General features: G+C 66.9%; 27 protein-coding genes. 8 read left to right on the top strand and 19 right to left on the bottom strand.

Annotated features, from left to right (window positions below):
* Nucleotides 1-120 precede the first annotated feature (120 nt).
* The 7 genes from ACWIBS_RS08555 to ACWIBS_RS08525 form a co-directional block, all read right to left on the bottom strand.
* The gene (locus ACWIBS_RS08555) at nt 121-906 is read right to left on the bottom strand and encodes an acetoin reductase (RefSeq protein ID WP_376129034.1); all 786 of its coding nucleotides are present in this window, start codon (nt 904-906) and stop codon (nt 121-123) included.
* A 14-nt stretch (nt 907-920) separates the two neighbouring features.
* Entirely contained in the window at nt 921-1,601 is a 681-nt protein-coding gene (locus ACWIBS_RS08550) for a recombinase family protein (protein ID WP_376129035.1), read from the bottom strand.
* Nucleotides 1,602-1,705: 104 nt separating this feature from the next.
* The gene (locus tag ACWIBS_RS08545) at nt 1,706-2,803 is read right to left on the bottom strand and encodes a PD-(D/E)XK nuclease family protein (RefSeq protein WP_376129036.1); all 1,098 of its coding nucleotides are present in this window, start codon (nt 2,801-2,803) and stop codon (nt 1,706-1,708) included.
* A 141-nt stretch (nt 2,804-2,944) separates the two neighbouring features.
* Nucleotides 2,945-3,508: a TM2 domain-containing protein gene (locus ACWIBS_RS08540; protein WP_376129038.1), complete on the bottom strand. Its 564-nt coding sequence runs from the start codon at nt 3,506-3,508 to the stop codon at nt 2,945-2,947.
* A gap of 327 nt (nt 3,509-3,835) precedes the next feature.
* Nucleotides 3,836-4,075: a toxin gene (locus tag ACWIBS_RS08535; RefSeq protein ID WP_376129039.1), complete on the bottom strand. Its 240-nt coding sequence runs from the start codon at nt 4,073-4,075 to the stop codon at nt 3,836-3,838.
* A complete protein-coding gene (locus ACWIBS_RS08530; RefSeq protein WP_376129041.1) occupies nt 4,072-4,335 on the bottom strand; it encodes a ribbon-helix-helix domain-containing protein in 264 nt (87 codons plus the stop codon). Before ACWIBS_RS08530 ends, ACWIBS_RS08535 begins: the two co-directional genes overlap by 4 nt.
* Nucleotides 4,336-4,459: 124 nt before the next feature.
* Nucleotides 4,460-4,924, bottom strand: coding sequence for a hypothetical protein (locus ACWIBS_RS08525; RefSeq protein WP_376129042.1), 465 nt, complete (start codon nt 4,922-4,924; stop codon nt 4,460-4,462).
* A 235-nt stretch (nt 4,925-5,159) separates the two neighbouring features.
* Here ACWIBS_RS08525 and ACWIBS_RS08520 point away from each other — a divergent pair, with 235 nt between their 5' ends.
* From ACWIBS_RS08520 to ACWIBS_RS08510, 3 genes are all read left to right on the top strand, one after another.
* Entirely contained in the window at nt 5,160-6,236 is a 1,077-nt protein-coding gene (locus ACWIBS_RS08520; protein WP_376129044.1) for an alpha/beta fold hydrolase, read from the top strand.
* A gap of 24 nt (nt 6,237-6,260) precedes the next feature.
* Nucleotides 6,261-6,860, top strand: coding sequence for a TetR/AcrR family transcriptional regulator (locus tag ACWIBS_RS08515; protein WP_376129046.1), 600 nt, complete (start codon nt 6,261-6,263; stop codon nt 6,858-6,860).
* Nucleotides 6,861-7,038: 178 nt separating this feature from the next.
* Nucleotides 7,039-7,341 (top strand): putative quinol monooxygenase, encoded by a 303-nt coding sequence (locus ACWIBS_RS08510; protein ID WP_376129048.1) that lies wholly within the window; start codon nt 7,039-7,041, stop codon nt 7,339-7,341.
* Nucleotides 7,342-7,886: 545 nt separating this feature from the next.
* On the opposite strand, the gene ACWIBS_RS08505 is transcribed toward ACWIBS_RS08510, so the two are convergent.
* The 3 genes from ACWIBS_RS08505 to ACWIBS_RS08495 all read right to left on the bottom strand — a co-directional run bounded on the left by ACWIBS_RS08505 (nt 7,887) and on the right by ACWIBS_RS08495 (nt 9,083).
* Nucleotides 7,887-8,342, bottom strand: coding sequence for a flavodoxin family protein (locus ACWIBS_RS08505; protein WP_376129050.1), 456 nt, complete (start codon nt 8,340-8,342; stop codon nt 7,887-7,889).
* A 241-nt stretch (nt 8,343-8,583) separates the two neighbouring features.
* Nucleotides 8,584-8,823, bottom strand: a complete 240-nt coding sequence (locus ACWIBS_RS08500; protein ID WP_376129039.1) for a toxin — start codon at nt 8,821-8,823, stop codon at nt 8,584-8,586.
* Nucleotides 8,820-9,083, bottom strand: coding sequence for a ribbon-helix-helix domain-containing protein (locus tag ACWIBS_RS08495; protein WP_376129051.1), 264 nt, complete (start codon nt 9,081-9,083; stop codon nt 8,820-8,822). The genes ACWIBS_RS08500 and ACWIBS_RS08495 overlap by 4 nt, the downstream gene beginning before the upstream one ends.
* Nucleotides 9,084-9,401: 318 nt before the next feature.
* On the opposite strand from ACWIBS_RS08495, the gene ACWIBS_RS08490 reads away from it, so the two are divergent.
* Entirely contained in the window at nt 9,402-9,839 is a 438-nt protein-coding gene (locus ACWIBS_RS08490; RefSeq protein ID WP_376129053.1) for a helix-turn-helix domain-containing protein, read from the top strand.
* Nucleotides 9,840-9,864: 25 nt separating this feature from the next.
* The gene (locus tag ACWIBS_RS08485; RefSeq protein WP_376129055.1) at nt 9,865-10,443 is read left to right on the top strand and encodes a PIN domain-containing protein; all 579 of its coding nucleotides are present in this window, start codon (nt 9,865-9,867) and stop codon (nt 10,441-10,443) included.
* Between the two features lie 219 nt (nt 10,444-10,662).
* Here the strand turns inward: ACWIBS_RS08485 and ACWIBS_RS08480 are convergent, their stop codons facing one another.
* Together ACWIBS_RS08480 and dnaB are read right to left on the bottom strand one after the other, a co-directional pair.
* Nucleotides 10,663-10,872, bottom strand: coding sequence for a hypothetical protein (locus tag ACWIBS_RS08480; RefSeq protein WP_376129056.1), 210 nt, complete (start codon nt 10,870-10,872; stop codon nt 10,663-10,665).
* A gap of 576 nt (nt 10,873-11,448) precedes the next feature.
* Nucleotides 11,449-12,822 carry a replicative DNA helicase gene (gene dnaB, locus ACWIBS_RS08475; protein WP_376129058.1) on the bottom strand — a complete coding sequence of 458 codons (1,374 nt, stop codon included), beginning with the start codon at nt 12,820-12,822 and terminating at the stop codon, nt 11,449-11,451.
* A gap of 475 nt (nt 12,823-13,297) precedes the next feature.
* Between dnaB and ACWIBS_RS08470 the strand changes: the two genes are divergently transcribed.
* Together ACWIBS_RS08470 and ACWIBS_RS08465 are read left to right on the top strand one after the other, a co-directional pair.
* On the top strand, nt 13,298-14,254 hold the full coding sequence (locus tag ACWIBS_RS08470) for a hypothetical protein (protein ID WP_376129060.1): 957 nt from the start codon (nt 13,298-13,300) through the stop codon (nt 14,252-14,254).
* Nucleotides 14,255-14,335: 81 nt separating this feature from the next.
* A complete protein-coding gene (locus ACWIBS_RS08465; RefSeq protein ID WP_376129061.1) occupies nt 14,336-15,880 on the top strand; it encodes a chaplin family protein in 1,545 nt (514 codons plus the stop codon).
* Between the two features lie 328 nt (nt 15,881-16,208).
* On the opposite strand, the gene rplI is transcribed toward ACWIBS_RS08465, so the two are convergent.
* The 4 genes from rplI to rpsF all read right to left on the bottom strand — a co-directional run bounded on the left by rplI (nt 16,209) and on the right by rpsF (nt 17,958).
* Nucleotides 16,209-16,661 carry a 50S ribosomal protein L9 gene (rplI, locus tag ACWIBS_RS08460; protein ID WP_376130124.1) on the bottom strand — a complete coding sequence of 151 codons (453 nt, stop codon included), beginning with the start codon at nt 16,659-16,661 and terminating at the stop codon, nt 16,209-16,211.
* Nucleotides 16,662-16,671: 10 nt separating this feature from the next.
* Entirely contained in the window at nt 16,672-16,926 is a 255-nt protein-coding gene (rpsR, locus tag ACWIBS_RS08455; RefSeq protein ID WP_045276591.1) for a 30S ribosomal protein S18, read from the bottom strand.
* A gap of 83 nt (nt 16,927-17,009) precedes the next feature.
* Nucleotides 17,010-17,543, bottom strand: a complete 534-nt coding sequence (locus tag ACWIBS_RS08450) for a single-stranded DNA-binding protein (RefSeq protein WP_376130128.1) — start codon at nt 17,541-17,543, stop codon at nt 17,010-17,012.
* 4 nt (nt 17,544-17,547) lie between these two features.
* Nucleotides 17,548-17,958 carry a 30S ribosomal protein S6 gene (gene rpsF, locus ACWIBS_RS08445; protein WP_376130208.1) on the bottom strand — a complete coding sequence of 137 codons (411 nt, stop codon included), beginning with the start codon at nt 17,956-17,958 and terminating at the stop codon, nt 17,548-17,550.
* Between the two features lie 255 nt (nt 17,959-18,213).
* Here rpsF and ACWIBS_RS08440 point away from each other — a divergent pair, with 255 nt between their 5' ends.
* Complete coding sequence (locus ACWIBS_RS08440; protein ID WP_376130131.1) at nt 18,214-19,365, top strand: hypothetical protein; 1,152 nt, start codon at nt 18,214-18,216, stop codon at nt 19,363-19,365.
* Nucleotides 19,366-19,368: 3 nt separating this feature from the next.
* Here the strand turns inward: ACWIBS_RS08440 and ACWIBS_RS08435 are convergent, their stop codons facing one another.
* The 3 genes from ACWIBS_RS08435 to ACWIBS_RS08425 form a co-directional block, all read right to left on the bottom strand.
* Nucleotides 19,369-19,749, bottom strand: coding sequence for a DUF779 domain-containing protein (locus ACWIBS_RS08435; protein WP_376130134.1), 381 nt, complete (start codon nt 19,747-19,749; stop codon nt 19,369-19,371).
* Between the two features lie 179 nt (nt 19,750-19,928).
* Entirely contained in the window at nt 19,929-21,479 is a 1,551-nt protein-coding gene (exaC, locus tag ACWIBS_RS08430; protein WP_376130137.1) for an acetaldehyde dehydrogenase ExaC, read from the bottom strand.
* A 117-nt stretch (nt 21,480-21,596) separates the two neighbouring features.
* Nucleotides 21,597-22,910, bottom strand: coding sequence for a GAF domain-containing protein (locus ACWIBS_RS08425; RefSeq protein ID WP_376130140.1), 1,314 nt, complete (start codon nt 22,908-22,910; stop codon nt 21,597-21,599).
* Between the last annotated feature and the right edge of the window lie 38 nt (nt 22,911-22,948).

Genomic DNA, 22,948 nt, shown 5'->3' with positions numbered 1-22,948 from the left:
CCAGGGTCGGCGACAGCACGATGACGCCGAAGCGTCGGCGATCATCGTGCTGCCCCGTCGCCCAACTGGCCTGCTCGCGAACCGCGCGCAGCCTCGACCTCGGCTAGGACCGCGAGCCGCTCAGTTGTAGAGCATTCCGCCGTCGACGAGAAGCACCTGACCGGTGACGTAGTCCGAGTCGGGGCCGGCGAAGAACGACACGACCTTCGCGACGTCCTCGGGGGTCTCGATGCGGCCGAGCGCGATGCCCTCCACGTTCTCCTTGAGGTTCTGGCCGAGCGGCTTGCCGTTGATCTTGCTGAGCTCGGCGTCGATGAGCTCCCACATGCCGGTGCCGACGATGCCGGGCGCGTAGGCGTTCACCGTGATGCCCTTCGGAGCGAGCTCCTGCGCGGCCGCCTGGGTGAACCCGCGAACGGCGAACTTCGAGGCCGAGTACGCGCTGAGAATGGGGAACCCCTGGATCGCCGCGATGGATGCCGCGGAGATGATCTTTCCACCGTGACCGAGCTGTTCGAACTTCGCTGCGGCTGCCTGGATGCCCCAGACCACACTGTCGACGTTGATCCGGAAGATCTGATCGAGCTCTTCGGCGGTGATCTCGAGGAGGGGCTTGATCTGAGCGATGCCGGCGTTGTTGACGATCACATCGAACCCGCCGAGCTGGTCGGCGGCGGCGTCGACAGCGGCAAAGACCTGGTCGCGCTTCGACACGTCTGCAGCGACGAAGATCGCCTTTCGGCCCAGCTGCTCGATTTCGGCGACGACCGAATCACCCTTCTCGCGCTGCGGCTCGATGTCGGCGACGGCGATGTCGAAGCCGTCGGCGGCGAGACGAAGCGCGATGCCGCGCCCGATCCCCTGTCCGGCTCCGGTGACCAGTGCAACCTTGTCCTGAATAGCCATTCTCGTACTCCTTTTCAGATGCGAACGGACGCCCAGCAGATTGGATGTTCGCGGGCCTGGCGCGTCGTACAGTGCAGGGCCAGCAGAAGTGGCTGCCCGCCTCTTACTTCAACACAGCGAATCGATTTGTATTCCTTCGCATGCAATTCCGGGCACTCGATCACCGCCCATGCCGATGACGGTCTTGTACGTTCAGGCGCCGCCCGCGTCCATCCCTGAGCCGACAACGCGTGATGCGGGGTCGCGTCTGGTCGAGGCCGCGAGTAGCGGCCTTTGAGGTGACCTTTCGCTCGGGCGACTGCCATTCCTTCCTTGGTGCGCATGCTGATCAGGTCGCGTTCGAACTCGGCGACCATGGCGAGTACGTTGAACAGCAGCCGACCCACTGGGTCTGTGGGGTCGTACCTGCTGCCGCCGAGGTTGAGCGCGACGCCTTTCGTCGTCAACTCGTCGGCGATGTCGCGTGCGTCCTTCACAGAACGGGCGAGCCGGTCGAGCTTGGTGACGACGAGCGTGTCACCTGTCCGGACGGCGGCGGGCGCTTCGCGCAGTCCGGGCCTGGCCGGTTGGTGCCTGTCAGTCCGTGATCGGGTAGATGTTCGAATCGGGGACTCCCAGCCGTAGCAGCGCGTCGCGCTGCGAGGTGAGTCCTGATCGGTGGAGACCCTGGCATAGCCAATCTGTATTCGGTTCATGCCGCCGACGGTGCCACCGTCACGGCAGAGGCGCACCCGGGTTGGATCCATATACGGGCAGTGCCCACTGAGGGGCGTTTGCGTGCACCGAGCCGATCGTCGCGCTAATACTCAGAGGCCGTGGCCGCTCGACGTTCGGAGACCAGGTGAGTGACCTGCGTCACGAACTCTGCGGCGATCTCGGCGTCGCTGGCCGACCATCCCAGGGAAAACGGGTGGACGGTCTCGTCTTGATAGGTTCGCCCGCGGTACTCATAGATGAAGATGCTCGGGTACTCGGGTTTCACGGACAACTTGAGCTCATAGCTCCAGTCGACGTCTGGGAGGTGGTAGGCGTTCCAGGCGACGCCCTTTGATCCGCTGTGCGACTCCCAACCGACGACGAGCCCAGCGTTCTTGAGTTGTGTATCGATCAGCGGCTCTAGCCTTCTGATGCGAGCGCGAAGCGTTCGCTCGACGTTGCTCCGTGCCGTCAGGAACTGACTGACAGCCTCCCCGTGTTCCTCAAGCAGCGCTCGCCATTCATCGATGCGTGCTGCCTCGACTGTGTTGTCCGTCATGCTCCACCCTTCAGTTCGAGCTTCCATGAATTGCTGCAACAGATCGAGGCTCCGCCGTTGATCGGTGTCGACAGGGCTGAGCAGGTGATCGACGAGGTCCGTTGAGGAGCGGATCTGGGCGCGTAGTTCCGCGTAGGTGATTGAGCGAGAGTGCCAGGAAGCTTGCGACTCCGGAGCAACGCGGTGTTCAGGCGCGAGCGTCGCCACCAGCGCTGCGTCGACGCCCTCCTCGGAGAGGGCGCGCCGGGCGTAGGCATCGAGGGGATTATTGAGTTTGTGACCGATCTTGTTCTCGACAACGACTGCCAAGCCGCTCGTCCGGTTTACGGCGAGGACGTCGATGTAGTCGACCTGGCTGCCCAGCTCCCACTCGTCGGATCCAAGGTGGCTTCCGGCGTCGAATGGGACTCCGGTTCTGCCGCGGGCGCCGACGAGATCGGCACCATCCAAAAGAGCAAGCAGCGCGTCGATGACCAGCGACCCGAGGCCGTGCCGCTCGTTCGGGTCAAGGAAGAAGAGCAGGGTCATGTCTACCCGCGTCTCTCGCCAGCCCTCCCGAAGGATGTCGTAGACATTCACAGGTCGGGCTGGCGGCGTCGTTACCCCCAAAGGAACGGTGAGGAACGAGATGTCAAGCGCCACAAGACCACCGTATCCAGTTGGGTCAACGAGCGTGCCGCTCGCGATCCCCGTACGGACGGTGCACGCAGAGGGCGCCGCCGATTCACTTGATTCGGATAGCTGATATCGCGCGAATGCCGGATGCCGGATGCAGCTGGAGGGCTAGCGCGGCTCGAGGCGTCGTGCGTTCTCATCGCGCACCATGGATGGCAGCACAAAGAGATCGACGAGTAGCCAGATTCCGCCTGCGATGAGAAGCGGGACACCGACAGCGACGCCGACCAGGAACCATCCTGCCCACCAGATGCATAGCAGCGCGATCGCGGAACCGATTCGACCGAGGTAGAACCGATGCGCGGCGAACCCACCGAGCAGAAAGAAGAAGAGGTACGCGATACCCACTTCCTTCTGCGGCTGGGCTGTTTGCGGCGCAAAGGGACCCCACGACCTGCCGTCCCACCATTGGAGGAGACCTGTCGGACCCGGATACCAGCCTGCGGGCTGAGCAAACGAACCGGCCTGCGGTTGTACATAGGCGGGAGGCAGTTGTTGTGGAGGGATCACGACTGTAGGTGCAGGAAGCGTGGGAGACAGAGCCGCCCACTCCGCCTCCGGGGTCGGGGCGCCGATGACATCGGTCGTCCACTCGTATCCGTTCCAGTAACGTTTCCCGCCGCTGGCCACGGAGTACCAGCCTGGCGTTGCCGCCGGAGCGTCGTTGGACATCCAGTTCCTCCCCAGAACAGACCCGATGCTGCTCAACATAACGCGACGTACGCGGGAGTGAAGCTCCCGCGACCTGCCGCATCTCAGATGTCGGAGGTGTGCGGCACAATCGTCTAGATCGGCGATTCGCCGTGGGACTACTACTTGGGGGACTTATCATGCGCCCGTCTCGGCGACGGAATTCACATGATCGGTAGCGCCACATACTCGTGCGCACCCGGCTCGTTCTACGTCAACTACGTTCGCTAGATCCGGGCGCAAGTCGGTCTGCCGGCGCCCGGAGAACGGTCCCTCACCGCACACGGACCGGGCTAATGACGATCGTCTCTACGGGAGCAGATCCAGCATCTGGGGTCGGGCCTTCATCGCGTGGATCACGAGTTCGTTGCCGCTGTCGAAGACGAGCACGACGAGCTCAAGAAACCGTCCTTGCGCGTCGAAGCCGAGCCGTAGTTGACGGACAGGTGAGCCTTCGTCGAGATCGTCGATCCACAGCGGCCACGACGCCGCCTGGATGATGTCCTCCGTTGCGATGCCGTGCTTGAGAGCGGAGTCGTGGACCTTCACGCGGCGTACGCGGCGATTGCTTCGCGGATGAGCTCCGAGCGGGACTTGTGCTCGCGTTCAGCGCGGGCATCAAGAGCGGCGAGCTCGTCGGCGGTGAGTCGGAGCGCGACGACCTGGGCGGGCGCCGCTCCTCGGCCGGGTCGTCCGCGTCCTCGCCGTTTGAGAACCTCGACGTCGTAGCCGGCCTCAGCCTCGGCCGCCCACGCCGCGATCTGCTCCTCCGTCACTGGAGCCCCGTTGATCGTCTCTTCGCCACCCATAGCGGAATCGTATTACGAAATTACGATCGCGTCCACCGCTGCACGCGCGCCGGTCCCCGCACGAACGCGAGAGCGCACCGCTCAGACGACGCTGGACGCGGCGCGGCGCCCTCACAACGGACAACTACTGCTGTTCCATCTCCACAGTCATCGTCACACCCATCGCGGCTAGTTCGTACTTGAGCTTCCCACCCTCGTACGTGAACGTCTTCGTCGAGTCACCGGAGGCGAGAATTGCCGTGTCGGTCTGGCTGGTGTCGTTCACCGAGTCCCACGTGTACATGTCGGTGGCCTCCATCGGCGCGTTGTACGTTCCCGCCCAGTACAGGGCGGTGGTCGACTCGGCTTCGTTGACCCAATTGATGACGATCTCGTCGCCAGAGATGGTGGCTTCCTGGTACGAGTCCTCCGAGCTTGAGTTCGTCTGCGTCCATTCGCCGGTGAGATCCAACGGCTGCGCGGGCTCTTCGACGGCCGACTGCGGCGCTTCCCGCTCGGTCGAGGTCGTGGTGCCGGCGCTTGAGGAGCATCCGGCGAGGAGCAGAAGCGCGGCCAGTGCGGCCCCTGCTGAGGCAAGGCGGAGGTTCATGCTCGAAGCCTATTGGACTGTCTGCCACGGCCCACCCTGCTGAACCGCCCAGGCAGGGTCCCCCAGCGCGCCGAGAAGTGCCTCCCTCGAGATGATGTCGTCGTAGGCCGCGCGCGAGTCCTTCGAGGCCAATCACATTGATGCCGGGTAGGACAAGCGACAGCAAGTCTTCCGCTCGCGCGTTCGAGATGCATGACCAGTTGACATGACTAACCACAGGGTTAGGCTACTAACCATGAGGTCAGCAAGCGTCACTACCGAACCCCGACCGGCGACCGGCGACCAAGTCATCACGGGCGCGCCCGACACCACGCCCGACCACCTGTCGCGCCCGGCCCGCCCACGCCGCCGGCGGTGGCCCCGCGTGCTGCTCGCTCTCGCTCTCGTCGTCGCGGGGATGATCATGGGCGGCGTCCTGTTCGACGGTGGCGCACCGGTCGGCCACTTCCGCAGCGCCGACGGACACGACGCCTACCTCGCGGCCTACGACGCCGCCCTGGCCGAGGGCCCCGCCGTGTCGGAGGCGGTCTCGGTTCCCACTTCCGCCGGCGACGTGCACGTGTTGCGCTACGACGCGACCGACCCGTCCGCGCAGGACGCCGATCCGCTCCTTCTCCTCCCCGGTACTCAGTCCGGGGCGCCCATGTGGGTCGACAACGTTCCGGCGCTGAGCGCCGAGCGCCCCGTCTACGTGATCGACCTGCTCGGCCAGCCGGGACGCAGCATCCCCTCACGCCCGATCGAGACGCACGAAGACGACGCGCGCTGGCTGGCCGAGGTCGTCGATTCGCTCCCCGGGGAGCCTGTCGTCATGGGTCACTCGCTCGGCGGGTGGATCGCCATGAACCTCGCCGTCCACGAGCCCGACGCCGCCGACCGCGTCATCGTGATCGACCCCGTGCAGACGTTCGGCGACCTCTCGCTTGCCGCCGTCGTGCGATCGCTTCCGGCATCCGTGCCCTGGACGCCTCGCAGCTGGCGCGACGACTTCGCGAGCTGGACCGCGAACGACGCCCCCGTCGAGGACGAGCCGGTCGCCGACATGATCGAAGCGGGGATGCAGCACTACGCACTCGGTGCGCCGGCTCCGGCCCGTTTCTCCGACAAGCAGCTCGCCGCCGTGGACGCGCGCGTGCTCGTGATCATGGCCGGGGAGTCGCGGATGCACGACGCCGCCGCGGCGGGCGAGACGGCCGAGCGCGTGCTCGCCGACGGCACCGTCCTCACCTACGACGGGGCGTCGCACGCGATCACGGGCGAAGAGCCCGACCGCATCGCGCGCGACGTGGAGGCGTTCCTGGACCAGGATTGAGGAATGCCCACACGATCCCGCAGCGTGCGCGAAGCCGCCGGCCGGCCGCCCACCGCGGCCGAGCTGGCGCGCCGCCGCGAAATCCTCGACGCCACGATCGCCGTGATCGCACGCGGCGGCTGGGCCGCCTGCACGCTGCAGAGCGTCGCCGACGAGATCGGCGTGACCAAGGCCGCGGTCATCTACCACGTGGGCACCAAGGCCGGGCTCGTCGAGCAGGCGTACTCGTTCGTGATCACCGCCTTCACCGAGGCTGTGCAGGCGCGGGTGGAAGCGGCGACCGATCCAAGCGACGCGCTCGTGCGGTTCGCCCACGCGCACCTCGACTACATGCGCGACCACCGCGACCACGCTCGGGTCATCGCGGAGGCCCTCGACGACGCGCATCCGAACGAGCTTGACGACCGCCCCACCTCGCCAGACCGCGCGCTTCCCGTAATCGCCCTGATCGAGGCGGCGCGCGCCGCCGACACCTCCCCCGCGCCACAGGAGGGCCCCCGCGTCGTCGCGACCGCGCTCGGCGGCATGATCGATGCGGCGGTCGCGGCCTGGCTGCAAGATCCCGCCTTCGACCTCGACGCAGCAAAGCGGCTGCTGACGACCTTCCTCGCCGCCGCAGTCTGAGCGCGGCGGCAAGGTCATCGATGCGCTCCGCGTGCCGGCCCGCGCGGCGTACCGGCCTTTAGCGCGGCCGAAATGCGCGATAGGCGTAGCTCCCCGATCACCACGCCGTCCGCTGTGATCAACTCCAGCGGTGCACGCATTCAGGTGGTTTGTCGGGCGCCGACTGTAGGTTCGTCGCATGGTCTTTGCGAACGTCGGAACACTCGACGCGGCCCCTGGCAAGCGCGACGAACTCGTCGCTCACTTGATACGGAGGAGCAGCGTCCTTTCGGAAGTCGGCTGTATCGCGTACGAGGTGGGTACCAACGATGCCGAGCCCGACACGGTGTTTGTCGTTGAGCTCTGGAAGGATGCCGCTGCCCATCAGGCGTCCCTTGCACTTCCCGAGGTCGCAGAAGCCATTGCGGAAGCACGCCCACTCCTGTCCGGGGTCTTCGGGGGATTCCACTTCGAAGTGGTTGGCTCGCCGCTACGCGACTGACTCCCGACTGCCCGCCGCCCGGTCGTCTGCCGAGCGCAATTCACTTGTCGTTCCGGGGCGCCAACATGGGCGTTGTGTCAACATCGATCTATGAGTTCGCGCCAAGGTCTCTCCGCCGGAGAAGTCATCTTCGTAATCTTGGGTGGCATCTCGATCGTTGGCGCGGGCGTCTGGCTCTACGCCATCGTGAGCGGCGGAGCAGCTGGCTGGTGGGGATTCGTGGGATGTCTGGGCACAGCTGTTGCCATGGCGATCCTCTTTATCAACGGGCGGCGCGAGCGTCGTAACAAGAGTTCAGCGGGACGGAGCAGGGATCAGAAGAAGCGCCGGGGCTAGCCCACAGTCCCACAAACGCGGGCCATCTTGATCGACGTTGCTCGCGGGGGCGAGTCATCACGGCGCGGCAACCGGATCGTGTCTTGCTTCAAGGAGAGCTTCGTCGCTCAGGAGCCCGAGCTCGCGAGCGGGTCGCCAAGCGTGCGACGTAGAGCCGAGAATCGGCTCGGGACCGGTGAAGACCGAAGCCGGTGCGCACCGATGCCTCGTCAGGCCTCCAGGAGCCCGGCGGCGAGGGTGGCGCCAAGGTCGGCGGCGGCCTCGAGATACGAGGTGTCTGCGTCCCCCGTGAACACGAGTGGGGCGGCGGCGAGCCGCAGACCGTAACCCGTCGTGATCGTGCGCATCGCTTGCTCGGCGCCGGTCGTATCGTGGCCGCCGTGGATCCAGTAGCCGAAGGGTCGGCTCGCGATCACCTCGCGCGTCTCGTAGTACGTCGTGTCGAAGAAGTGCTTCAGCGCACCCGACAGGTAGCCGAAGTTCGCGGTCGTGCCGAACACGTAGCCGTCGGCGGCCAGCACGTCGTCGACCGTCGCCTCGAGTGCAGGACGCTCGACCACCGCCACACTCATGAGGTCCTCGTGCTGAGCTCCCGCGAGCACGGCATCGGCGATCGCCCGCACCCGCGCGGTCGGCGAGTGATGCACGATGAGGAGGCGAGGCACGGCGACCAGTATGCCCGTTGTGTGCGTGGTGAATTCAGGGCGGGCCGGGAATCTGCAACAGGTCGGCGTCGCGCGTCACGGCGGCTTGGCCCTGATCAGACAGCAAGTGTTTCGATGATGACTTCGATCCGCAGCGACGGCCAGTTGACCTAAATGTTGCATCTGACCGCGGCACCGATGTCGAGATGAGTTCGGATGCGGTCCTCCACCGCACGCGAATCCGTGGGAATGCCGATCGTCTCTACGGGAGCAGATCCAGCATCTGGGGCCGGGCCTTCATCGCGTGAATCACGAGTTCGTTGCCGCTGTCGAAGACGAGCACGACGAGCTCAAGAAACCGTCCTTGCGCGTCGAAGCCGAGCCGTAGTTGACGGACAGGTGAGCCTTCGTCGAGATCGTCGATCCACAGCGGCCACGACGCCGCCTGGATGATGTCCTCCGTTGCGATGCCGTGCTTGAGAGCGGAGTCGTGGACCTTCACGCGGCGTACGCGGCGATTGCTTCGCGGATGAGCTCCGAGCGGGACTTGTGCTCGCGTTCAGCGCGGGCATCAAGAGCGGCGAGCTCGTCGGCGGTGAGTCGGAGCGCGACGACCTGGGCGGGCGCCGCTCCTCGGCCGGGTCGTCCGCGTCCTCGCCGTTTGAGAACCTCGACGTCGTAGCCGGCCTCAGCCTCGGCCGCCCACGCCGCGATCTGCTCCTCCGTCACTGGAGCCCCGTTGATCATCTCTTCGCCACCCATAGCGGAATCGTAATACGAAATTACGAATCGGGTCTACCACTGCACGCGCGCCGGTCCGCCAGTGCACGGCTAACAAGGGCGCACTGGCAGGGCACGGCCGTGAGTGCGCACCACGTGCGGCGAGGCGCGGGGTTACGCGGCCTGCCGGGACTAGGCTTCCGGTGACTTCGTCACGCGTAGCGCCTCCAGCCGGAAGCCTAGTCCCGTGCAGGTTGGGTTCTAGATATAGCTGTAGAAATTGCATTTGCAAGTGCAAACTTCTATGGTGGATCCAACGACGTATCCCACCACTAGGCGTCGTACGCATGGGAGTCCATCATGACCGTGCTCTTGACGAATGGAACAGTCCTCGTCGACGAGACGCTGCGCGCGCAAGCATCCGAGCTTGTGCGGCAGGCGCACGACCGAAGCTTTAGAGGCGTCAAGCTGGTGACCGACGATGGCTCGGAGGTTGAGCTGTCCGAAGACCTCGGAGCCTTTGTTGGGCACGTGCTTGAGGGCCTTGCCCGCGGCCCGGTGTCTGTGACCACTCTTCCCGATGAGTTGACGACGACTGTTGCGGCGGAACTTATCGGAGTCTCGCGCCCGACGCTAATGAAGCTGGTTCGCGACGGAGAGTTGACGGCCAAGAAGGTTGGCAGCCACACGCGGCTCAGCACGACTGATGTCTTGGCGTTCCGCAAGACACGCGCGCGTTCGCGTCGAGCCGCTTTTGCAGCACTCCGCGCGTTGGACGACGAGTTTGGCGAGGACTAAGGTCGCTCCTCAGTAGTCTGAATGCGTGCTCCAACGCGTGTTCGTCGACTCCAACGTGCTCGCGTCCCGCACGCAGTATGACTGGCTCTTCATGTTGCGTAACGAGACCGACAGTATGTTTCAGCTGCATTCGTCGTTCGACGTCTTGGTGGAAGCGGTTCGGGTGTGGCGCAGACGAAATCCGACCGCGCGCGGGGCATCATCGAAGCGACGGTTTGACCACCTACTCGCGAACCTTGATGAAGTCGTCGACGATTTCGACGCCGACATTGACTTCGACGGTGAGGACCCAGGCGACATTCACGTCAACGCGGCGGCGGTCGCCAGCGGCGCCCACAAGCTGCTGACCATGAATGGACGAGACTTTGGCGATCCCGATCTCCTTCAATACGAGATCTATAGGCCGGATCAGTTCTTCTGCCTGGTGGACGACGGCGCCGACGCGTGCGTCCGCCGCGTGACGATGGAGCAGGTCAATTACTGGAAGAGGCAACGAGAAAGGGGGCGTTCAACGAAGCCCCTGGCGGACGCACTGAGGGATGCTGGCTGCCCCACTTTTGCGACACGGGTGTCCAGGCATCTGCGCGTGCTCGGCGGTCAGTAGTTCGCAGGTTGAACGCGACATGGCTTCCGCGCGAGATCAGTGACCGCGCGTCGAGGCGGAATCAACAAGCACGGGTTCGCATCGTTACTGCATAGCTCTGCCGAGCGCGCGACTGCCGCGTCGCTCCGGCCCGCTCGACGGCGCTGCCTCGCACCGACCGTACGCCGGTCCCTCAGCGGACGCCAACCAGCGCTCGTCTGGATCGAGGTCGTCCCTGAGCTACTCGCGAGGTCTCCGGCCGACCACCCGACCTGCGAGGAAGGCGAGCGCAACCAGCGCCAGAGCGAAGATGACCCATCCTGCGACAGCGATGCGCGAGAGGATCACTGCTGATCCGCCCGGGGAGAAGGTCGCGTCGGTCAAAGGCTGGTAGGCGAACCAACCGAATGAGGCGACCCCCGTTGGTGTGAACATTCCGATCACGATCATGGTTGCGCCTACGAGCGCGATCAGCGCCGCACCTCCCCAGAGGAGCACCGCTCGACTACGTCTGCCCGCCACACCTTGACACTAGCGAGCCGCGCAATGAGGACAGGTCGCTTGCGGGTCCTCCAAGAGGCCGGCAACGTCGCAGACCGGATCTCGGAGAGCGGAACCGGCCGATACCAGGCACAACAGGCGAGCGCCGGGGATCCTTCCCCGGGATGACCGCCGCCCGCGACCCCCACGCGTTGTCTCAGCGAGGTAGTACGGCCCCAGAGCGTCGCCCCGAGGTTCGAATGTGAGGTCAGGCGACAGGTTGTGCTGTATGACGCGAGCGTGAACAACAGCGCGCCGGGACACTCCACGCGCCTCTCGGTGGTCAGCCGCCCACAGGCCGGTCTGACCACCGCGACGCTTGTCGATTCCGAGGCTGATCCGGCCGTAGCTACCGGTGCCGTGCGAAGGCGGTTCTCGTTGGACCCGCCCGCAAAGATGCCCGGTGAAGGCCCGTCAAATGCAACAGCGAAGCGCATCCGCGATTGGACATCTTCAACCGATGCCTAAATCAGCTGCTCGCTGCTGCTACCCGAAGTCGCCCGGTGCCATGTCGGCAAAGCGCGAGAAGTGGCCTTGGAAGGCGACCGTGATCGTGTCGGTGGGGCCGTTACGGTGCTTGGCGACGATGAGGTCGGCCTCGCCGGCACGTGGGCTGTCCTTCTCGTAGGCGGCCTCGCGGTGCAGGAGGACGACCATATCGGCGTCCTGCTCGATCGAGCCTGACTCACGCAGGTCGGACAAGGCGGGCTTCTTATCGGAGCGCTGCTCGGCACCACGGTTCAGCTGCGAGAGGGCCACGACCGGCACACCGAGCTCTTTCGCGAGGAGCTTGAGCGCGCGTGAGAACTCCGAGACCTCTTGCTGGCGCGACTCAACGCGCTTGCCCGACGTCATGAGCTGCAGGTAGTCGATGACGACCATCTTGAGCCCGACGCGCTGCTTGAGACGGCGGCACTTCGCGCGAATCTCGACGAGAGTCATGTTCGGGGAGTCATCGATGTAGAGCGGCGCATCGTTGATGCGACCCCGTGTTGCGGCGATCGTCGTCCAGTCGCGCGAATCGAGCGTGCCCTTGCGCATGGCCTGCAAAGGGATCGCGCCCTCGGCGCTCATGAGACGCATGGCGATTTCACTGCGACCCATCTCGAGCGAGAACAGGATGGTCGGCATGTCGTGCTTGATCGCCGCAGAACGCGCAAAATCCAGAGCGAGCGTCGATTTTCCCATAGCAGGGCGCGCCGCGATGATGATCATCTGTCCGGGGTGCAGCCCGTTCGTCAACTGGTCGAGACCTGCGAACCCCGTCGGGATGCCGGTCATCTGACCGTCGCGCCCGCGGGCGGCCTCGATCTCATCGACGGCCGCATCGACGGCGATCGTGAGCGGGACGTAGTCTTCGGCCACCTCGGCACCGGTCACCGAGTAGATCTCGGCCTGCGCGCTGTTGACGACGTCGACGGCTTCGCCCTGACCCGAGTAGCCCATCTGCACGATGCGGGTGCCGGCCTGCACGAGGCGGCGCAGGAGCGCCCGCTCGGACACGATCGAGGCGTAGTACCCGGCGTTCGCGGCCGTCGGCACGATCGACGTGAGGGTGTGCAGGTAGTCGGCGCCACCGGCGCGCTGGAGCTCACCGGTCTTGATCAACTCGTCGGTCACCGCGACGACGTCGGTCGGCTCGCCGTGCGAGTAGAGCGTGAGGATCGCTTCGAAGATCAGCTCATGCTTGGGGATGTAGAAATCGGCGCCGCGCAACGTCTCGATGACATCGGCGACGGCATCCTTCGACAGCAGCATGCCGCCCAGCGCGCTCTGCTCTGCGAGCAGGTCGTGCGGCGGGGTGCGCTCATGCTCACGGGGGCCCCCGAGACGTTCCTCGGAGATGTCCGCGATCGACATGCGCTCCCCCTTCTGCGCGAGATCGCGCGTCGTCCCCAGATGGCCGCTCACCACGCTAGGGAGGGCCTCCGACACTCGCAAACCAGCCTGTGGATAACTGTGTGGAGAGTCAGCGTGAAACGCCGACGCACCTGTGCACAAGTCCTGTGGATAAGATCATCACCCTCTCGCATTGGCGTCCAATAAATGCCTATTGACCTGGGCTTACCAAATCCACACCCTGTGGATAAGGATGTGGTTTAAGTAGGCGTTGAAGGTTGCGAGGTTGTACACAGATCACCCCGGATCGCAACTCGAAGACGCGCCGGGTCAGACGGGATTTTTCGGCGCGCACAGCACGCGCCACTCGCAGACACCACGCGCACGAATCGTGCACGCCATGGACAGCTGCCGCACTCTGGAGTACCGTCGGACATCCAGGCACCCTCAGACGCGTTCAACCGGACGCGCAACGTTCTTATCTCGGGAGATGAACGTGGAGACCGTTACCTGGAGTGAGCCGCGCAGGCTCGCTCGCGCAGCGCTGATGGGCATCAGCGTGGCGTTCGCGGGCACCGTGGTCTCTGTGTTCCTCGGGCTCGGCGCATCCGATGCGCACGCGGCCACCGATGACGAACGCGGTCTGACGGGTGCCGTGACCGGACTCATCGGCGGCACGACCGATCTGCTCGGAGCGACTGTATCGAGCGTGACCTCGACGGCATCCAACGCTGTCGAGGCAATCGTGGACGTTGCACCCGAACCCGTGCAGAAGCCTGTTCAGGCGGTGGGCGAGGCGATCGATACGACGGTCAGCACGGTCACGACGCCCGTGCAGCAGGTCGTCTCCGGCGGCGTCGTGAGCGCCGTGACGGCACCGGTCGTCGAAGTGCTGACCGAAGTTCCCGTCGTCGGCGCCGTCGTGTCGGGCCTCGGCGTCGACGACGTCGTCACGAGCATCGGCGCCGGCGTCGACGACACCCTCACGACCACGGTCGATGCCGTCTCGGACGTCGGCGCGATTCTCGTGCCCGCCCCGACCTCGCCCTCGCTCGACGAGGTCGAGCCCCCCGCATCCGTCTCGGATGCCGTGGACGCTTCCGGGGCACTGTCCGCTCCGGCCCACCACTTCACCTCGATCGTGCCCGCAGCCGGCACGGTCGACGCGCTCGTTCGGCACGCGGCATCCGCGCAGCCCTTCTCGCCACCACCGTCGACATCGTCGGCCGTGTCGTCGGCGACGGACGGCGGCCTCGCCGTGCCCGTGTTCGCGGGTGACCCCTGCCCTTCTCTCGCCACTACTTCGGGACCCGCCGGTGCGGGTTCCGGCGCCTGGGCGCTTGCCGCCCTCCTGCCTCTCGCCGCACACCGTGCCTGGGTGCGCCGAGCCGGGCCGGGGGACGACGACGCGCCGCCGGCGCCCGCAGACCCCACCGACGCTTCCCCCGATTGAGTCGAGCTCTGCCGCCCTCGGCGGCGTGCATCCTCGCGCGCCTCTTGCGCGCACCATTCGACTCAATCGAAAGAAGACATCATGAACACCCTCATCAAGCGCGCCCTGTGGGGCACGCTCCTCGCCGGCGGCATCACGCTGCTCGGCGCAACGGCCGCTCACGCGGCCGAGACGACGGGAGAGGACGGACTGCTCTCGGGCACGCAAGCCCTCGTCGACATCTCACTCCCCATCATGATCGACGGCACGTCGCTCTCGCTTCTCGGCGACTCGACGAGTTCGGGTGCGACGGCCCCCGTTCCGGCCGCTGCCGAGCCCGTCGCGGCCTCGACGAGCGGTTCGGATGCCGCGGCATCAGGCACGCAGGCGCTCGTGTCACTCGACGTTCCGATCACGATCTCGGGCAACGCGATCTCGGTGATCGGCGACAGCGGGTCGACGGGGTCGGAGCCCACAGTCGAACCCGAGGTGGCGGAATCAGCTCCGGCAGCACCCGCTGCATCGGAGACGACGAGCGGTGACGACGGGATACTGTCCGGAACGCAGGGCATCGTCTCGCTCGATCTGCCGATCGACGTCACCGGCAACGCCATCTCCGTCCTCGGCGACAGCTGGTCCGACACCACCACGGCACCCGCCGCACCGGGCATGACCGACACCACACCCGCGGCAACCACCGACGGAAGCGACGGCATCGCCTCCGGCACCCAGGTCATCGCACCGGTCACCGCGCCGATCGACGTCACCGGCAACGCCATCTCCGTCCTCGGCGACAGCTGGTCCGACACCACCACGGCACCCGCCGCACCGGCCACGACCGACACCGCACCCGCCGCAACCACCGACGGAAACGACGGCATCGCCTCCGGCACCCAGATCGTCGCACCGGTCACCGCGCCGATCGACGTCACCGGCAACGCCATCTCCGTCCTCGGCGACAGCTGGTCCGACACCACCACGGCACCCGCCACACCGGGCATGACCGACACCGCACCCGCCGCAACCACCGACGGAAACGACGGCATCGCATCCGGCACCCAGATCGTCGCACCGGTCACCGCGCCGATCGACGTCACCGGCAACGCCATCTCCGTCCTCGGCGACAGCTGGTCGACCGGTTCGGCGGCCTCCGACGTGGGCACCTCCACGGGAACGGCCCCGATGCCGATGACGTCAGGGCTCGACTCGGTGCTCAGCGGGACACAGCTCGTCGCGCCGATCGCGCTGCCGATCACGCTCGGCGGCAACGCGATCTCGGTCGTCGGTGACAGCACGTCGGACACTCCGTCGACGCCGACCGACCCGGGAACGCCTGGCACCCCCGGCACACCCGGAACGCCCGGAACCCCCGGCACCCCGGGAACACCCGGTACGCCGGGAACACCCGGAACGCCGGGAACGCCCGGAACGCCGGGAACGCCCGGAACGCCCGGAACGCCCGGAACGTCCGGTAACCCGGGAACACCCGGCACGGCCAGCACGCCCGTCATGGGCGCGGCGGCTGCGGCCGACGGCCACATGCTCGCCGAGACGGGCGGCGGGTCGCTGCTGCCCTTCGCGGGCGCAGCGTTCGCGCTCTTCGCCGCGGGAGGCATGCTCCTCGCCGCGCGTCGTCGCAGCGCCTGAGTCGTGAGGGCGGGCCGACCCCAGCGGCCCTCCCTCCACACCTCGTCCGCGGAGTACGGGACCGTGCCTGGACCGTGCTCCGCGGCCGACGGACCGGGCGGGCGTCGCTCTCAGGGGGAGAAGCGGCGCCCGCCCCTCGTCATGTCCGGAAACGACGGATGCCGCGGACCCGATGGGCCCGCGGCATCCGTTCTACGTCTCGACCCTTCGACAAGCTCAGGGACCGGAGAGAAGCTCTCGACCCTTCGACAAGCTCAGGAACCGGAGAGAAGCTCTCGACCCTTCGACAAGCTCAGGGACCGGAGACAAGCTCAGGGAGCGGAGAGTGCTACTTGGCTGCGACCACCTGGAGGGTGATCACGGCGGTGAGGTCGTCACGCAGGCGGATCGTCGCCTCGTGCTGGCCCACCGACTTGATCGCCGAGGTGATGTGGATCTTGCGCTTGTCGAGGTCACCGAGACCGGCGGCCTTGACGGCGTCTGCGACGTCACCCGTCTTGACCGAGCCGAACAGTCGCCCTTCGGCGCCGGCCTTGACGGGCAGGCGCACCGTGTTGGACTCAAGGGCGTCCTTGAGCGCGACGGCCTCTTCGTGGTCGTGGATCGCGCGCGACTCACGGGCCGCGCGAATCGACGCGACCTGCTTCTCGCCACCGCGGCTCCACGCCACAGCGAAGCCCTGGGGGATGAGGTAGTTGCGGGCGAACCCGTTCTTGACCTCGACCACGTCACCGGCGCTACCGAGCCCGGCGACCTCATTCGTGAGAATCAGCTTTGCCATCGGATGCCCCTTAGCGGCCAGCGCCGGCGTAAGGCAGGAGCGCCATTTCGCGCGCGTTTTTGATCGCCTTGGCGATCAGACGCTGCTCCTGCACCGAGACACCGGTGATACGACGGGCACGGATCTTGCCGCGCTCCGAGATGAACTTGCGAAGAGTGGCGACGTCCTTATAGTCAATGACGCCGACACGGATCGACTTCGCGGGGGCCGCGTTCTTCGCGCCCTTCCGCGGCTTCCGGCGATCGCCGGTTGCCTTTCCAGCCATGGTGTTTCCTTTACAGAGTGAGAAAAGTTGTTGCCGTGACCCGGTCTCGACGCTCTAGCGAACTCAGGGACCGGAGGTCGGCGTCAAAACGGGGTGTCGTCGCCGTAGGACGCACCGGGCGTCGCCCAGGCGTCTCCACCGCCGGCGTTGGAGGAACCGGGGGTAGCCCACGGCTCCTCTGCCACCTGCGCGGGACGCGACTGTCCGCCGCCGCCACCGCCGCCGCCGAAGTTGCCTCCGCCGCCACCGCCGCTCGCGGCACGCGTGACCTGGGCCGTCGCATAACGCAGCGACGGTCCGATCTCGTCGACCTCGAGCTCGATCGCGGTGCGGTTGTTGCCCTCGCGATCCTGGTAGCTGCGCTGCTTCAGGCGGCCGGTCGCGACGACCCGCATGCCCTTGGTCAGCGAACCGGCCACGTGCTCGGCGAACTCGCGCCACACACTCGCGCGGAGGAACAGCGCTTCGCCGTCCTTCCACTCGTTGGTCTGGCGGTCGTAGTTGCGCGGCGTCGACGCGATCGTGAAGTTCGCGACGGGGAGCCCGTTCTGCGTGTACCGCAGTTCGGGGTCTGCCGTGAGGTTGCCCACGACGGTGATGATCGTCTCGCCGGCCATGTCGTTACGCCTTCGCAGCCTTGGCGGGAGCGGCAGCCTTCGCGGGAGCAGCAGCCTTCGCGGGAGCAGCGACCTTGGCGGGAGCAGCAGCCTTGCGGGCGGCCTTCTCGTCGGCGCGCTGCTTCTCGGAGGCGACCATCGCGATGGCCTCTTCAGCGCGGAGGACCTTCGTGCGCATGATGCGCTCGTCGAGCTTGAGCTGGCGGTCCAGCTCGTGCGTGGCCTCGCTCGTGGCGGTGAAGTTGACGACGGCGTAGACGCCTTCGGTGTGCTTCTGGATCTCGTAGGCGAGACGGCGGCGACCCCAGATGTCGACGTTGTCGACAGAGCCACCGTCGTTCGTGATGACCTTGAGGAACTTCTCGAGGTTCGGAGCGACCTGGCGCTCGTCGATCTCGGGGTTCAGGATCACCATGAGCTCGTACTGGTGTGTGTGCGTCACTAACCCACCTCCTTCGGACTAGAACGGCTGCGGGGAATCTCCCCACAGCAGGAGGGTGTGGTGCACGTCATCCGGCTTACCGCGCATCGAACGCGAACGGACAACCCTCCTATGATACCGGATGCCGCGGCGCGGCGTGGTGCGCGCTCTTCGGCACGCTCAGGGATCGAGTCAGGGGGCTCGGCGTCGGCGGGTAGCGTGGGCTCGGCATGACCCAGGGGAGGACGGATGTCGCTGCATCAGGAACAGGGGTCGACCTCGTTCGACCCGCGCCCTCTCGTCGAGCCCGTCGACCGCGCCGACGTGCGCGCGTTCACGCAGCGGCTGCGCGCGACCGGGGCGCTGCGCGGCAGCGGAATCGGCAACGTGATCGGCGTCGTCGTCCTCATCGCCGTAGCGATCATGATCCTGATCTCGGTGTCGACGGCCGCGACCGCCTTCCTCACGGCGGCCGTCTCGGGCACAGCGCCGCCGTGGTTCGTCGCGATCGGTGCGACGATCTTCATCCTCTTCGTGCTGGGCATTCTGGCGGCGGTCATCACGGCGGTCGTCCGTGCGGTCGGCGGAGGAGCACCGACCCGGCGGTTCAGGCTCGACCGCTTCGCGCAGGCGAACGGCATGGGCTACCTGCCGACGCTCGCGAACCCGCGCCTGCCCGGGATGATCTTCGGCCTGGGCTCGTCGAGACAGAGCCTCGACCTCGTGCGCGGCACGCGCCCGAGGTTCGTCGAGTTCGCGAACTACCGGTACACGACCGGTTCCGGCAAGAACCGCACGACGCACTCGTGGGGCTACGTCGCCGTCAAGCTCGACGTGCCCCTCCCCCACATCGTGCTCGACGCCCTCGGCAACAACGGCCTGTTCGGATCGAACCTTCCGACCTCGTTCGACCGGGATCAGCGGCTCAGCCTCGAGGGCGACTTCGATCGCTACTTCTCGCTGTACTGCCCCACCGGGTACGAGCGCGACGCGCTCTATCTGTTCACGCCCGACATCATGGCGCGGTTCATCGACAACGCCGCGGCCCTCGATGTCGAGATCGTCGACGATTGGCTGTTCCTCTACGCCAAGCGCGACTTCTCGACCCTCGACCCCGCGACGTGGAGCTGGCTGTTCTCGGTCGTGGGCGCCCTGCTCGACAAGCTCGCACAGTGGGAGCGCTGGCGCGACGACCGGCTGACCGCTCCGGCCACGGCGCACGAGGGGCTGCCCTTCGCCGCGCCGTCGACCGCGCTGCGCCCGCCCCCGGGCGTGGCCGCGCCGGGTCGCCGGCTGAAGCGCGGCATCCCCTGGGCGGTCGTCATCGTCGTGGGCATCATGCTGCTGATGTGGTCGCTGCCGCAGATCATGGGCTTCGTCTGGTCGGTCCTCGGACGCTGAGCCTCACCCGATCCCGAAGTGCTCCAGTTCGGGCTCGTCCAGCATCCTCGAGCGCACGATGAAGCGCATGCCGGTCGGAGACTCGACGCTGAACCCCGCACCCCGACCTGGCACGACGTCGATCGTGAGGTGCGTGTACTTCCAGTACTCGAACTGCGCTTCCGAGATGTACACCTCGATGGCCCCGTCGAGCCCGACGTCGAGATCGCCCAGCAGCACGTCGGACGGACCTGTGATGAACATGCCGACGGGATAGCACATGGGCGCGCTGCCGTCGCAGCATCCACCCGACTGATGGAACATGAGCGGCCCGTGCTGCGTCGTCAGTTCACGCAGCAGCGCGGCTGCGGCATCCGTGACGGCCACGCGGCTGTGGGTGACCATGCGTGTTCTCCGTTCGCCGAGGGGGAAGTCAGAAGAGGCGGAGTGAGACGCGAACGTCTGGGGAACGTCGTGGTGCGTCTCACCCCGCCAACCGATGCGCGGGTGCCCCTGGCTCACCCGGCTATCGAGCCGTCCCTCCAACCGGCTGGGGTCCGGTGGCAGAAGAGGGACGAGCCGGATCAGAAGAAGCCCATCGCGCCCTCGGCGTACGACACGAGCAGGTTCTTCGTCTGCTGATAGTGGTCGAGCATCTTGAGGTGGTTCTCGCGACCGATGCCGGACTGCTTGTACCCGCCGAACGCGGCGTGCGCCGGGTACTGGTGGTAGGTGTTCGTCCAGACGCGCCCGGCTTCGATGGCGCGTCCCGCCTTGTAGGCGGTGTCTCCCGAACGGCTCCACACCCCGGCACCGAGGCCGTAGAGGGTGTCGTTCGCGATCGAGATGCCGTCGTCGAAGTCGTCGAAGGACGTCACCGAGACGACGGGGCCGAAGATCTCCTCCTGGAAGATCCGCATGTCGTTCGTGCCCTCGAACACGGTCGGTGCGACGTAGTACCCCCCGCTGAGGTCGCCGCCCAGGTCGACCCGCTCGCCACCGGCGAGCAGCTTCGCGCCACCGGCCTTGCCGATGTCGATGTACGACAGGATCTTCTCGAGCTGATCATTGGATGCCTGTGCGCCGATCATCGTCGCCGGGTCGAGCGGGTTGCCCTGCACGATCTTGGCCACCCGATCGAGCGCGTCGCCCATGAAGCCGTCGTAGATCGAGCGCTGGATGAGAGCGCGCGAGGGGCACGTGCACACTTCGCCCTGATTGAGGGCGAAGAGCGTGAAGCCCTCGAGCGCCTTGTCGTAGTAGGCGTCATCGGTCGAGCGGGCGACGTCTTCGAAGAACACGTTGGCGCTCTTGCCTCCGAGCTCGAGCGTCACGGGAATGAGGTTCTGCGACGCGTACTGCATGATGAGCCGGCCCGTCGTGGTCTCACCCGTGAACGCGACCTTGCGGATGCGCTTGTGCTGCGCGAGCGGCGCCCCCGCCTCGATGCCGAAGCCGTTGACGATGTTGACGACCCCCGCGGGCAGCAGATCGCCGATGATCTCGAACAGGAACAGCAGCGACGCGGGCGTCTGCTCGGCGGGCTTGAGCACGACGCAGTTGCCGGCGGCGAGCGCGGGAGCGAGCTTCCACGTCGCCATGAGGATCGGGAAGTTCCACGGGATGATCTGCCCGACGACACCGAGCGGCTCGTGGAAGTGGTACGCGACGGTGTCCTCGTCGAGCTGGCTGAGCGTGCCCTCCTGCGCGCGCAGCACGCCGGCGAAGTAGCGGAAGTGGTCGACAGCGAGCGGGATGTCGGCGGCGAGCGTCTCGCGCACGGGCTTGCCGTTCTCCCACGTCTCGGCGACGGCGATCCTCTCGAGGTTCTGCTCGATGCGGTCGGCGATCTTGTTGAGGATGACGGCGCGCTCGGCGGGTGTCGTACGCTTCCACGACTCGAACGCCTGCCAGGCGACGTCGACGGCACGGTCGATGTCCTCGACGGTGCCGCGCCCGACCTCGGTGAAGGGCTTGCCGTTGACGGGCGAGATGTTCTCGAAGTACTGGCCCTTGACGGGCTCGACGAACTCGCCGCCGATGTAGTGGCCGTAGCGAGGACGATACTCGGCGACCGAGCCGCGCTGCCCGGGGGCAGCGTAGACGCTCGAGACGCTCTCTTCGACGATGGTCATGACTGGTCTCCTTCGACGGTTTCGCGACGTCGGTGTCGCGTGGGAACGACGGTAGGCGCCGCAACGTTGCAAACCGTTGCGCGGGGGATGCGGCGCCCGCGCGGGCTCACCGCCGGGTCAGGACTCGAGACGGTCGAGGCGGGCGACGAGGTGGGCCCGCTTGGGCGAACGGGCGGGGAGCATCTGCAGACACAGGCGGAGGAGCTCGACGTCGTCGGGCGCGGTGTCGGCGTAGGCGAGCAGGACGTCGAGGGATGCCTCGGCCATGAGCGCCTCACGCAACGTCGTGCGCACCGTGTCGCGGAACTCCTCGACGCCGGGCGCCGTCGAATCCGGGAGCACGTCGCCGCGGTAGGCGGCGAGCGCGACGCGATGCGCACCCCGGTCGAGCAGCGACAGCACGTGGTGCGCGTCGGTCTCGAGGGGAACCGTGAGCCGATACGGGCGCGACGCGGGTGCGAGCTGCGGCGCCGTGCGTTCGAGCACCTTGCGCAGGCGCACGAGCTCGGGTCGCACGGTGTCGGCGGCGGACGGGTCGCCGTAGACCAGCTCGCCGAGCCGGTCGGCGGACAGCCCGCGGCGGTGAACGGCGAGCATGAGCAGGATCTCGGCGTGCCGCGCTCCGAGCTCGCTCACCGTCTCGACACCCTCGCCCGCGAGCTCGAGCAGCGCCCGGTCTCGGCCGAGCACCCGAAGCGTCGCCCGCGTCATCTCGGGGCGACGCGACGGCTTCGCGGGCGGTGCGGACTCGGCCCGAGCGCGCAGTCGCGTGACGAGCAGTTCAGTCTCGATCGCGCGAGCGGTCGCGGCGACGAGCAGCTGGGCCTGCGCCGACGCGGCGGGCGACTCCCCCGTGACGTCGACGACGCCGAGGATGCGACGCGTCTCCGGATCGGTCACGGGAGCAGCGGTGCAGGACCACGGCTGCACGAGCCGGTTGAAGTGCTCGGCCCCGCGGATCTGCACCGAGCGCCCCAGCGCGAGCGCCGTGCCGGGGGCGGAGGTTCCGACGGCGTCTTCGGACCAGTTCGCGCCGGGCACGAAGCCCACATCGCCCGTCAGGCGCCGCACGGCCCGGTCGCCCTCGACCCAGAGCAGCCGACCCGCGGCATCCCCCATCGCGACGACGACCCCCGAATCCTCGGCGCCTCCAGGAAGCAGGAGTCCGCGCACGATGTCGACCGCAGCGGCCAGCGGATGCTCCCGGCGGTACGTGTCGATGACGTCGGCACCGAGTTCGAGAGGCGGCAGGCTCTCGACGCCGACGAGGGAGGCGATCGAACGGCGCCACGAGTCGCGCACGAGCGGCCGGACATTCTGCAGCCGCTCGTCGGCTTCATTGCCCGCAACGAGCTCGTCGTGGGCGCGCTCGATCAGAAGGCGCGCGCCCTCCGGTGAGACGCCGCGCTGCGGGGACCATGGCGAGGACATGGGGCTCCGATCGACGCCTGACCAGTGTAGGTCGACGG

This window comes from Microbacterium sp. NPDC055442 (assembly GCF_053644215.1).
The sequence above is the reverse complement of the archived record's forward strand: the minus strand, read 5'-3'. Positions and strand labels throughout refer to the sequence as shown.